Annotated in this window: 13 protein-coding genes and 1 tRNA gene; 4 read left to right on the plus strand and 10 right to left on the minus strand. The window is 63.9% G+C overall.

Going from position 1 to position 11,299, the window contains the following annotated elements:
* Positions 1 to 128: 128 nt before the first annotated feature.
* The 5 genes from AC0NIL_RS08225 to AC0NIL_RS08245 all read right to left on the minus strand — a co-directional run bounded on the left by AC0NIL_RS08225 (position 129) and on the right by AC0NIL_RS08245 (position 3,595).
* Positions 129 to 878: an electron transfer flavoprotein subunit beta/FixA family protein gene (locus AC0NIL_RS08225; RefSeq protein WP_013529425.1), complete on the minus strand. Its 750-nt coding sequence runs from the start codon at positions 876 to 878 to the stop codon at positions 129 to 131.
* Between the two features lie 198 nt (positions 879 to 1,076).
* Positions 1,077 to 1,877 (minus strand): rhomboid family intramembrane serine protease, encoded by an 801-nt coding sequence (locus AC0NIL_RS08230; RefSeq protein ID WP_024503780.1) that lies wholly within the window; start codon positions 1,875 to 1,877, stop codon positions 1,077 to 1,079.
* A gap of 28 nt (positions 1,878 to 1,905) precedes the next feature.
* Positions 1,906 to 2,487 carry a cob(I)yrinic acid a,c-diamide adenosyltransferase gene (locus AC0NIL_RS08235; protein WP_013529427.1) on the minus strand — a complete coding sequence of 194 codons (582 nt, stop codon included), beginning with the start codon at positions 2,485 to 2,487 and terminating at the stop codon, positions 1,906 to 1,908.
* Between the two features lie 25 nt (positions 2,488 to 2,512).
* Entirely contained in the window at positions 2,513 to 2,704 is a 192-nt protein-coding gene (locus AC0NIL_RS08240; RefSeq protein WP_013529428.1) for a twin transmembrane helix small protein, read from the minus strand.
* Between the two features lie 24 nt (positions 2,705 to 2,728).
* Complete coding sequence (locus tag AC0NIL_RS08245) at positions 2,729 to 3,595, minus strand: SDR family oxidoreductase (RefSeq protein WP_082827492.1); 867 nt, start codon at positions 3,593 to 3,595, stop codon at positions 2,729 to 2,731.
* Between the two features lie 55 nt (positions 3,596 to 3,650).
* Here AC0NIL_RS08245 and AC0NIL_RS08250 point away from each other — a divergent pair, with 55 nt between their 5' ends.
* Complete coding sequence (locus AC0NIL_RS08250; protein ID WP_013529430.1) at positions 3,651 to 4,502, plus strand: YihY/virulence factor BrkB family protein; 852 nt, start codon at positions 3,651 to 3,653, stop codon at positions 4,500 to 4,502.
* Between the two features lie 110 nt (positions 4,503 to 4,612).
* Here the strand turns inward: AC0NIL_RS08250 and AC0NIL_RS08255 are convergent, their stop codons facing one another.
* Both AC0NIL_RS08255 and gluQRS read right to left on the minus strand, forming a co-directional pair.
* Complete coding sequence (locus AC0NIL_RS08255; RefSeq protein WP_063169083.1) at positions 4,613 to 5,509, minus strand: DMT family transporter; 897 nt, start codon at positions 5,507 to 5,509, stop codon at positions 4,613 to 4,615.
* Between the two features lie 145 nt (positions 5,510 to 5,654).
* Positions 5,655 to 6,530, minus strand: coding sequence for a tRNA glutamyl-Q(34) synthetase GluQRS (gene gluQRS / locus AC0NIL_RS08260; protein WP_275954239.1), 876 nt, complete (start codon positions 6,528 to 6,530; stop codon positions 5,655 to 5,657).
* A gap of 74 nt (positions 6,531 to 6,604) precedes the next feature.
* Between gluQRS and AC0NIL_RS08265 the strand changes: the two genes are divergently transcribed.
* On the plus strand, positions 6,605 to 7,246 hold the full coding sequence (locus AC0NIL_RS08265) for a DNA-3-methyladenine glycosylase family protein (protein WP_275954238.1): 642 nt from the start codon (positions 6,605 to 6,607) through the stop codon (positions 7,244 to 7,246).
* Between the two features lie 128 nt (positions 7,247 to 7,374).
* The gene (locus AC0NIL_RS08270) at positions 7,375 to 7,932 is read left to right on the plus strand and encodes an HNH endonuclease (RefSeq protein WP_006328497.1); all 558 of its coding nucleotides are present in this window, start codon (positions 7,375 to 7,377) and stop codon (positions 7,930 to 7,932) included.
* A 472-nt stretch (positions 7,933 to 8,404) separates the two neighbouring features.
* Here the strand turns inward: AC0NIL_RS08270 and AC0NIL_RS08275 are convergent, their stop codons facing one another.
* Positions 8,405 to 8,923: a disulfide bond formation protein B gene (locus tag AC0NIL_RS08275; RefSeq protein WP_063173147.1), complete on the minus strand. Its 519-nt coding sequence runs from the start codon at positions 8,921 to 8,923 to the stop codon at positions 8,405 to 8,407.
* Positions 8,924 to 8,957: 34 nt separating this feature from the next.
* Positions 8,958 to 9,545, minus strand: a complete 588-nt coding sequence (locus AC0NIL_RS08280) for a YqaA family protein (protein ID WP_013529435.1) — start codon at positions 9,543 to 9,545, stop codon at positions 8,958 to 8,960.
* 274 nt (positions 9,546 to 9,819) lie between these two features.
* Between AC0NIL_RS08280 and AC0NIL_RS08285 the strand changes: the two genes are divergently transcribed.
* Positions 9,820 to 9,904 (plus strand) — tRNA-Leu (locus AC0NIL_RS08285).
* Between the two features lie 97 nt (positions 9,905 to 10,001).
* Here AC0NIL_RS08285 and AC0NIL_RS08290 read toward each other — a convergent pair.
* A complete protein-coding gene (locus tag AC0NIL_RS08290; RefSeq protein ID WP_224674416.1) occupies positions 10,002 to 11,285 on the minus strand; it encodes a coiled-coil domain-containing protein in 1,284 nt (427 codons plus the stop codon).
* Between the last annotated feature and the right edge of the window lie 14 nt (positions 11,286 to 11,299).

The raw sequence follows: 11,299 nt of genomic DNA on the forward strand, positions 1-11,299 counted from the left end.
CTCCCTGAAATCCGGTCAGGCCGAGTCGAAAACGGTTGGTTTCGAGAACCGGAGCGGAGCGTACTTCTGTACGTGAGCACCGGAAGCGGAGAAGCCAGCCGTTTGCAGGCCGGCCTCATCGGATTTCCTTACAGCACGCCGGCTTCGTTCTTCAGCTTGTCGACCAGCTCAGCGACGCTCTTGACCTTGACGCCTGCCTTGCGGCCGCTCGGCTCTTCGGTCTTGATGACCTTCAGCCGCGGCTTGACGTCGGCGCCGTAGTCGGCCGGGCTCTTCTCGTCGAGCTGCTTCTTCTTGGCCTTCATGATGTTGGGCAGCGAGGCATAGCGCGGCTGGTTGAGGCGAAGGTCGGCGGTGACGATCACCGGCATCTTCAGTTCCACCGTCTGCAGGCCGCCATCGACTTCGCGCGTCACCTTGGCCTTGTCGCCGTCGAGCACGATCTTGGAGGCGAAGGTGCCCTGCGCCCAGCCTAACAGTGCCGCCAGCATCTGGCCGGTCTGGTTGGAATCGTCGTCGATCGCCTGCTTGCCGAGGATGACGAGGCCGGGCTGCTCGGCGTCGACGACGCCCTTCAGCACCTTGGCGACGCCGAGCGGCTCGGTCTGTTCGTCGGTCTTGACCAGGATGGCGCGGTCGGCGCCCATGGCGAGCGCCGTGCGCAGGGTTTCCTGCGCCTGCTGCGGGCCGATCGAGACGACGATGATTTCTTCCGCCTTGCCAGCTTCCTTCAGCCGGATCGCTTCTTCAACCGCGATCTCGTCGAACGGGTTCATCGCCATCTTGACGTTGGCGAGCTCCACCGCCGAACCATCAGCCTTCACGCGAACCTTGACGTTCGCATCCACAACCCGCTTCACGGGCACAAGGATCTTCATTTGCCTGTCACCTCTTCACGCTAATTGGGCGCGCTATAACAGCCTGCGCCCGTTCTGAGTTGTCGAAAGCCGACATTCCAGGTGGAAATTCTGGCCGGATGGAAATTCTGGTCTTTGCCCGCCTTAGGTTGCGGCGGAGACGTTTCCGTAGTTGCGGCAACCCTGCACGTCAATACGCTGCAAGTGGCTCAAATCGGTTCAGTCCGAACTGGAAGCGTTTCCGCGTCCCCAGCGCGGTGTCGCGGCGGGTTGATCGGGGATCAGCGGTTCCGTGGCAACCGGCGGCTGGTCGGGCGCGGCGGGCGCGACGTCTTCGTCGGCGCCGGCAAACAGCGGCACGCCGCGGCTACGCAAGACAAGCACCAGAACGGCGCCGGCGATGATGCCGCCGATATGGCAGGCCCAGGAGATCTGATCCTCGCCGCCGGCGGCAAACATCACCACCTGGAAAAGGACCCACAGGATGAGCGGGATGAAGGCCGGAATGCGCAGCGGGATGCGGGCGAAGGCCAACACCCAGACCTTCACCCTGGGATAAAGGATCAGATAGGCGACGACCACGCCGGCGATGGCGCCCGAGGCACCGATCAGCGGCACCTGCGAGTCCCAGGCGACGAGGCCCTGGAAGGCGGCGCCGGCGATCGCGCACAACAGGTAGAAGATGAGGTAGCGGATGTGACCGAGCGCGTCCTCGACATTGTCGCCGAACACCCACAGGAACAGCATGTTGCCGCCGAGGTGGAAGATGTCGGCATGCAGGAAGGAATAGGTGAGATAGCTCAGGCTTTCGGGGATGACGATAAAACGGGGATCGAGCTCGGCGGTGTCATGGACGACCGACGGGATGAAGCCGAGACCAAGCACGGCGGCATTGGAGAAACTCTCGCCGCCGAGCGCGGTGGCGAGGTAGACCAGGGCGTTGACCACGATCAGCCCGATGGTCACATATTGCAGGCGGATGTGGCGCAGCCTGTTGGTGTCGTAAAGCGGGATGAACATGCCCCAGGCCCTCTTCCGCTTTCGACAATCAGCGGTTCTTGCCGGGAACCCATAGCACGTCGGCGTTTCCGTTGTCATTGACCGCCCGGGCGGCGACAAACAGGAAATCCGAGACGCGGTTGATGTATTTCAGACCGTCGCGGTTGACGTGCTCGTTCGGGTCCTGGGCCAGTGCGACCATCAGCCTTTCGGCTCGCCTTGCCACGGTGCGGGCAAGGTGAAGTGCCGCCGCCGCCGCTGTGCCGCCATTGAGCACGAAGGATTTGAGCGGCTGAAGCTCCTTGTTGAGAAGGTCGATGTCCTTTTCGACCCGGTCGGTCTGCACGGCGACGATGCGAAGCGGCTCATAGCCGAGCGGCTTGCCGTCGTCGGGTACGGCGAGATCGGCGCCGAGATCGAACAGATCGTTCTGGATGCGGGACAGCATGGCGTCGATCGCGGGATGGGCCGCGGCCGTGTGGACCCTTGCGATGCCGATGCAGGCATTGGCCTCGTCGACCGTGCCGTAGGCCTCTACCCGCAGATCGGATTTCAGCCGCCTCTCGCCGGTGCCGAGACCCGTGGTGCCATCATCGCCGGTGCGGGTGTAGATCTTGTTGAGCTTGACCATTTCGCCTCCCCGGCCGCCGGCATCCTCACTTGCGGGTGAAATACACCGCCAGCAGGATCAGCACCAGCGCCACGGCCTGCAGCATGACTCGCGCCTGCATCAGCTTGTTCGAGGTGACGCCGGAGCCGCCGCGCATCATGTTGATGAGGCCGCGAACAAGCACGACCGCAACGGCGACCATGACCAGAATGGCGAGAATGTTGAAGACGGTTGCCATTGCTTCGTTCCAGTTGGTTGGCGTTCAGGCGCGTTTGGCCATCAGGCGGTAAAGCATCGATGCCGGCAGGATGCGTCTGAGCACCGCGCCGATCCTGGCGGGCACTGTTACCACATAGTGCGGGCGTGGGCGCCGCGACAGAAGTGCATGGCGCAGCGCCGCATGAACCACTTCCGGCCCTGGCTTCAAGGCCGATTGGCTGCCGCCGGCCCGCAGTCGCTCGAGTTGCGCCGCATAGTCCACGCGGTGCACGGAATTCTCGTGGTCGATGTTGCTGAGAAACCAAATGAGGCCATTGCTGGCGATCTTCGACTTCACCGGCCCCGGCTCGATCAGCGAAACGTGGACGCCGCTGCCGGCCAGTTCCTGGCGCTGGCAGAGCATCAAGGCCTCCAGTGCGTGCTTCGACGCCGAATAGGCGCCGCGAAAGCGCACCGGCACGAGGCCAAGGATCGAGGAGCAGTGGACGATGCGGCCCTGACCCTGGCGGCGCATCACCGGCACCAGCCGGCGGGTCAAATCATGCCAGCCGAAGAAATTCGCCTCGAACTGCTGCTTGAGCGCGGCAACGGGCAGATCCTCGACGGCGCCCGGCTGCGCATACGCGCCGTTGTTGAACAGGGCGTCGAGCCGGCCGCCGGTGCGGTCGAGCACCGCCGTCACCAGCGCGGCGATGGAGTCCGGCTCGCAATAATCGAGATAGAAGGCCTCGATGCCATCGGCTTCGAGCGCGGCGATGTCCTGTGGCTTGCGCGCCGTTGCGAACACCCGCCAGCCTTCCGCCTTCAACGCGCGGGCGCAGTACGCGCCTATTCCCGAAGACGCACCGGTGATGATAATCGAGCGCAACTTCCGCGCCGGACCGTTCGTGGTTTCGCCAAGGGTTGCCATTTGCCGCAATCCCTTCCCATATTCCCGGCGTGGAGACAATTGGAGGGCGCGGTTCTTGTTGCGGAAGATCGTAGCCCTCAAGCGGGTCCTCTACGACGCACTTGGCCATTTCAACACCGATGACGGCTGGGCGATGGCCAGCCATCTGGCGATCACCTCGCTGATGGCGCTGTTCCCGTTCCTGATCTTCGCGACGACGCTGGCGAGCTTCCTCGGCGCGCAGGCGTTCTCCGACACGGCCGTGCATCTGGTCTTCGACACCTGGCCCGAACAGATCGCCAAGCCGATCGCGCGCGAAGTGCTCAATGTGCTGACCGTCAGGCGCACCGACCTTTTGACCTATGGTGTGGTGCTTGCGGCCTATTTTGCCTCGAACGGCATCGAGGCGCTGCGCACGTCGCTCAACCGCGCCTACCGCGTCTCGGAAACGCGCGGCATCATCTACCGCCGGGTGCAGAGCATCATCTTCGTGCTCATCGCCACGGCCGGTTTCCTGGCGATCAGCGTGCTCCTGGTGTTCGCGCCGCTGCTGGCGCGGCTCGCCGAAGCCCATATCGACTGGATCAAGCCCTATATGGGCACCATTACGCTATGGCGTTACGTCATCGCTTCGGCGGTCATTGTCGGCGGATTGTTTGCCGTCCATTTCTGGCTGCCGGCGGGCAAGCGCCGCTTCGTCTCGCTGGTGCCGGGCATCGTCTTCACGCTGGCGGCATGGCTTATCGGTTCGACTATCTTCGCCACCTATCTCGACCACTTCTCGTCCTATGTGACGACCTATGCCGGCCTGGCCTCGATCATGATCGCCGTGGTCTTCCTCTACATGGTCTCGGCGATCTTCATCCTCGGCGGCGAGCTCAATGCCGCGATCAGCCGCTACCTGGAGGCGCGCGCGCGGGTCGGATGACAGGTCGAATTGAGGAATTGAAGAACTGAAGAATTGGAGAAAAAGCGGGCCATATCCGGCGCTGTCTGTGCTTCTTCCTCAATTCCTCAATTCCTCAATTCCTCAATTCCTCAATTCCTCAATTCCACAGTTCTTCCCTTGGCCTGCCGCGCCGTTGCCAGGCCGACGCCGAATGTCGTGATCGCCATGCCGGCAATCTGAAGTGCGTTGAGCTGCTCGTCGAACAGGGCCCAGGCGATGATCGCCGTCACCGCCGGCACCAGGTAGAACAGCGAGGCCACCTTCGACATCTCGCCGTCGCGGATCATCACCATCAGCAGGAAGATGGCGCCGAGCGACAGCACCAGCACCAGCCAGGCCATGGCGAAGATGAGTTCGCCATTGATGACGACCGTGTGGGTTTCGAAGGCGAGGGAGGCGACGAGCATCAGCGAGCCACCGCCGACATATTGCCACATGGTCGCCGCGACGAGGTCGCCGCCGGAGGCAAAGCGCTTCTGCCAGATGGTGCCGGCGCTCATGCCGAGCACCGAAACCAGCGAGGCGGTCAATGTCGCCGCGGTCACGCCGCCGCCGAGCGCGCCGAGCTTCGGCCACAGCACGATGACGATACCGATGAGGCCGATGCCAAGGCCAAGCCAGTGACGCGGCAGGATCGCCTCGCCGAGGAATTTGCCGGCCAGCACCGCCGTGATCAGCGGCTGCAGGCCGACGATGAGGGCCGAAAAGCCGGCCGGCATGCCCCTGTGGATGGCCCAGAACACAGCGCCGAGATAGACGCCATGCATCAGGATGCCCGCGCCGGTGGCATGCAGCGCCTCCTCGCGGGTGGCTTTTTTCGAACCCAATACAAGCATCAGGACGGCCAGCAGGATGGCGGCGATGACGAACCGCGCGGCGAGGAAGGTGAACGGCTCCGCCCATGGCATGGCGTAGCGCGCGCCAATGAAGCCGGTCGCCCACAGAACGACGAAGGTGGCGGGAATGAACCGCTTGATGCTGTGCATGTTCCGGAGTCCGCCGCACTGGAGAGAATTGCCGTGGCGATGCTCTAATCCCGTTCACCCCGGCGCGCAAAGCGAAACGGTTGATCCATAGATCACCGGAATTCAACGCCGGCCCATCTGGGGTGGCTTCTTGGTCTCACCGGGCTCAAAGCCCGACCATTCGCCTGATGTCGTCAGGCGATGCGCCGGCATGGCGCAAGGCGGCAAGGCCGGTATCGCCCAGGCTCTTCGACAGTTTTCGCCCGTCGGGCCCGAGGATGAGGCGATGATGGAAATAGGCCGGTTGCGGCAGTCCCAGGAGTTGCTGCAGCAGGCGCTGCACGCCGGTGGCGGAAAACAGATCTTGTCCGCGCACGACGTGGCTGACACCTTGCAGGGCATCGTCCATGACGACGGCGAGGTGGTAGCTGGTCGGGATATCGCGGCGCGCCACGATCACGTCGCCCCAGTCCTGCGGACGGGCTTCGATCGAGCGTGTCGCGGAAAGCGTCTCGTCGGCGAATTCGGTCCAAGACAGGTCCTTGCCGACACGCGCCAAGGCGGCATCGACATCCAGCCGCCAGGCGAAGGGCGCATTCCCGGCGATCCGCCGCTGGCGTTCCTTGACTGGCAGCGCCTTGTCAGCGGCGGGGTAGAGCGGCACGCCATCGGGATCGCGCGGCCAGTCGCGCCCACGCTTTTCACTGTCGGTGATGAAGGCGCGGATCTCGCCACGGCTCATGAAGGCGGGATAGACGAGTTCCTCCCGGACCAGCCGCTCGAGCACCGCCTGGTATTCGGCGAAATGCTCGGATTGGCGGCGCACCGGCTCTTCCCAGCCAAGCCCCAGCCATTTCAGGTCGGCAAGCACGCCGGCCTCGAATTGCGGCGTGCAGCGCGTCGTGTCGATATCCTCGATGCGCAGCAGCAGGCGGCCGTCCGCCCGTGCCGCCAGCTTCCGGTTGAGCAGCGCCGAATAGGCGTGGCCGAGATGCAGGTCGCCATTGGGGCTGGGCGCGAAGCGGAATGTCAGGAGTGTCATCTCTGCGGCGGCAATCGGGTTGTGCGGCGGTTTTGCCAATTGCTACCGTGCTGCCGGTTCAGGAACAAGAAAGCATGCAGCGTATCGCGACATCGGACGACATTGCCCGGGGGCTCGATGCGCTTTGCGTGATCGACCCGCGCCTGGAAAAGGTGCGCGGCATGGCCGGCGAGGTGCCGCTGCGGCTGTCCGAACCGGGGTTTCGAAGCCTGGCGTCGATCGTCGTCTCGCAGCAAGTGTCCCGCGCCAGCGCCGATGCGATCTTCGGCCGGCTGACCAAGCTCGTCGATCCGCTGACGCCGCAGGCCATCCTGGCCGCCGGCGAGGACATGTTTCGCGAGGCCGGCCTGTCGCGGCCGAAGCAGCGTGGCCTGATCGCAATTGCCCAGGCCGTGGTCGACGGCCTCGACCTGCATCACCTCTGTTCCCTCGATGCCCAGGAGGCGATCACGACGATGACGGCGGTGTCCGGCATCGGTCCGTGGACGGCGGAAGTGTACCTTTTATTCGCCGCCGGGCACCCCGACATTTTCCCCGCGCGTGATGTCGCGCTGCAGAGCGCGGTCGGCCACGCGCTCGGCATCGAGCCGCGTCCGCCGGAGAAAACGCTGATCGCATTGGCCGAATCATGGAGCCCGTGGCGAGGTGTCGCATCGCGGCTTTTCTGGTCCTATTATCGTGAAACCAGAGGGCGGGACGCCGCGCCGCCGGCCTGAATCCGCGAAAAATCATAAAAATCATGCATTTTTGGCGCTTTAGCGACGCGACAATCCGCTTCACATCCCTGTCATGTCGGGCTTACAGTATCCGTGCCGTTCGGGTCTAGAACCAAGGAGGTGAACACGTGACGGTTGCCGTATCTCCGGATGGGCTTCCAGCACTGGTGCTGAATGCGGATTACCGTCCGCTCAGCTATTACCCCTTGTCGCTCTGGTCGTGGCAGGACGCTATCAAGGCGGTGTTCCTCGACCGGGTGAACATCGTCGCCGAATACGAGCACGCCGTCTCCTCGCCGACCTTCTCGATGAAGCTGCCGAGCGTTGTCAGTCTTAAGGCCTATGTGAAGCCCTCCAGGCACCCGGCCTTCACCCGCTTCAACGTCTTCCTGCGCGATCGCTTCCAGTGCCAATATTGCGGCACGCCGGAGGACCTGACCTTCGATCACGTCATCCCCCGCCATCGCGGCGGCGCGACGACGTGGGAGAATGTCGTTGCCGCCTGCTCGCCGTGCAATTTGAGGAAGGGCGGCATGATGCCGGCGCACGCCAAGATGTGGCCGCTGCAGAAGCCTTTCCAGCCGACGGTGCACGATCTGCACAACAATGGCCGCCTGTTTCCGCCCAACCATCTGCATGAAAGCTGGATGGATTATCTGTACTGGGATGTCGAACTCGAACCCTGAGATCGTTCGAGAATTCGGGAGGCTGGCCGCCTGAAGCGATTTTCTGCGCTTCCGGCCTTCGCCGGCCGAAGCACTCGTGGTGTTCGTGGCGGTTGAGGCTACGGTCGGCATAGGCCGGTGCTCACGGGTTCCTCAGACCATGATAATCTGACGCTCCCCGATATCGCGGGCTCAGTCGCGCTTACTTATCAGCGGCTTCGCGCTTAAGGACCGGCTTCCCCCACTCCGTCGCTGCTTCGCAGCGCCACCTCTCCCCCCTCCGGAGGGAGAGGAAGGGAGCCTCTCTTAGAGGAGTCCTGGCTACAACAGGCTCGCGCCCTTCCTCTACCCCGTCGATCGGGGGAGAGGTGGCTCGGCGAAGCCGAGACGGAGTGGGGGTCGACTTGGCTCGGATGTCGAAAGCCGCGCCTATCCGACTCAGCCCGGCGAATTTTTGCGCGAACTCTGCGTCACGCCGTTCAATCGAATTGGCTTAGTCGCGGGTGAGGGCGCCGCGGAAGGCGACGGCGGCGAGGATCAGGCTGGCGATGGCGTTCCAGCCGGCCAGCGACAGGCCAAGGATGCGCAAGGCGGCCTTGTCGCAGGATGGCGGCACGAATTTGTCGAGCGCGTCGAGCACGCCCTTGCCGCCGGTGTCGACCGGCCCGGCGCCCGCCGTGCAATCGGTCGGGCCGGCCCACCACTGCCATTCGACGCCGGAGTGGTAGACGCCGAGATAGAGGCCGTAGAGCATCAGGATGCCGCCGACGGCCAGCAGGCCGCGTGTCAGCCATGCCGGTGCGTGCAGCATCGACGCAATCACCGCCAGCACCATCAGCGGCACGCCGATATAGTAGGGTGTGCGCTGTTCGAGGCAGAGGTGGCAGGGGATGTAGCCGCCGAGATACTGGAAGCCGAGCGCCGAGCCGACAGTGGCGGCCATGGCGACGGCGAGGAACAAGGCGGTCAGCGTGCGCTGGCGTCCGGTGTCGGCATTCATGGTCGCTGTCATTTCAATCGGTCCGTCCGGCTCGCAATGGTAATGTTCAGAACGCGTATTTGACCAGGATATAGAGCAAAATCAGGGCAACCGCGCCGGCGCCGGCGATCAGGCCGAGGCGCTTTTCGATGAATTCGCGGATCGGTTCGCCATAGCGGCGCAGCAGCCAGGCGAGCAGCAGGAAGCGGGCGCCGCGGGCCACGATCGCCAGCACGATGAACAGCAGCAAATTGACGCCGATGACACCGGACAGGATCGTCACCACCTTGATCGGCGGCAGGTGGGCGGCACCCGATGTGATCAGCATCAGGACGATGAAGCCGACGCCGGCGCCCGCGCGCAGTTGCTCGAACTCGTCGTACTTGCCGTAGAATTCGAGGATCGGCCTGGCGACCGCGTCATAGGCATAGTGGCCGATGAACCAGCCGGCGATGCCGCCCAGCACCGAGGCGACGGTGGCGATCAGCGCATACCGGTAGGCGCGATCCGGCCGCGACAGCGCCATCGGCAGATAGAGCACGTCGGCCGGCACCAGGAACACCGAGCTTTCGACGAAGGCGATGAAGGCCAGCCACCATTCGGCGGATTTGCGGGCCGCCAGCGACAGGGTCCAGTCGTAAAGTCCGCGAAGCATCGGCACTCCTAATGCGTGTCGTTCAATTGCGCAGGCAGGTTGGGGTGTAACGGCATGCACAGAACAAAGACCCAGCGCACGCCATCCGTCCCCGCAGACGTGCCGCGCTTTGATGCGCCGCCTGTCTAGAAAGATTTTCCGCGCTGCACAATGGCAGCCCCGTCACGAAATCGAAAGGCGCAGTTTGGTCGCATCCGGGGCGACGAGGAATTGGCCAGTTGACGAACAGGCCTCCAACCGTATAGTCCCGCGCCATCCAGGCCGCCCGGCCTGAGCCCCTATGGCGGAATTGGTAGACGCGCTCGACTCAAAATCGAGTTCCGCAAGGAGTGCTGGTTCGATCCCGGCTAGGGGCACCACCCTTCGCTCTCCGAGCTTCGGGTGGCGGGCCACTCGAAGTTCAATAGACGAAGGGCGTCACGGTCGCTTTGGCTCCCGATACGTCTCAGCAGGCGATCAACACGCTTTGCGCGCCACGCTGGGGTCGCCGTCATTGGCCGGGCCGATCTCGCCAGCTGCCAGCAATTCGTCGAATGTCCGTTCTAGGTCGGCGCTGTCATCGGCTGCCGGTCCGCTGGGCGGATCCTGGCGTGTCAGCGTTTCCAGCCTTTGGTGAAGCTGGCGGTTCTCGTTGCGGCAACGGGCATGCGCGAGTTCGTCGGTCATGCCGCGCAAGCGGAGATCGGCGAGTTGAACCTTCACCGCGCCACAGTCCCGGCGCGCCGCGTCGCGCTCCTGGCGTAATTTCGCAATCTCGGTTTCCGAGGTTTGGCGCCGATGCTCGGCCACGTCCTCGGCGCGCTGCCCGGCGCTCGGCGTTGCGCGGACCACGCTTTGATCGGGGGCGTTGCGCTGGAGCAAGCGCAAGCTCTTTTCAAGTTCCACGGCCCGTTCCTGCGCGGCGGCGGCGCAATCGCCGAGAACGCCGCGCTGATGCTCGACCGTGGACAGCCGCGCCTGCAGGTCCTGCTGTACAAGCATCTGCGCAGATAGTTTGCCGGTCAGTCGTTCGTTGTGGAGCTGGTAGTCCGCGACCTTGGACCGAAGCAGCATGGCGGCCTGTTGCAAGCTGGCGAGCCGCGATGCAACGTCCTCACGCGCCTGCTCGGCGGCTTGCCTGGCCATGGTCTCGTCGCGAAGTTGCCCCGACACGCGCGCCAGGTTCCGTCCCAGGCGCTCGACCTCGACATTCGCTTCGAGGAACCGTGTTGCGCGCTGGCCGGCATGCCTATCCGCCTGCGCAATGGTCTGCCGTGCCCTGTTGAGTTGGACCTCCAGGTCGGCGATGGTCTTGCTTGCGATCGATAGCTCGCGCGATTTTCGCCCAAGCTCTTTCGAGGTGCGATCCTGCAAGCGTTGCAGCTTCGCCACCTCTTCCTGCAAGTCCCATTTGTCCGTATCGTGAGCGTCGGCATCGTGCGTTTGCGCATCGAGCCTGGCCACATAGTCCTCAACCAACGACCACGCCAAGTCGTCATCGTTGGACAAGAGCGAGGAGCCGCGCATGGCGTGGGCCTGACTCGAGCCCGTCCGGGCCGAAGTCGAGCCGAGGGAGGCGGCCAGCGTGTCTGACTGGGCCAATCCGGTCACGGGCTCCTCTTCGAAGAGAGGCAAAGCTTGATGCGTGGCGGCTCGGATGCTTCGAATCAGTTCTTCGAAGTCTTCGTCGGCCCTTCGGACAACGGCGCTGTCGTTCGCACTGATGTGCCGGGCGCCGTTGGCCTCATGATTCAGCGACATTTTTCTCTCATCGC

The organism is Mesorhizobium sp. WSM1343 (genome assembly GCF_055901535.1).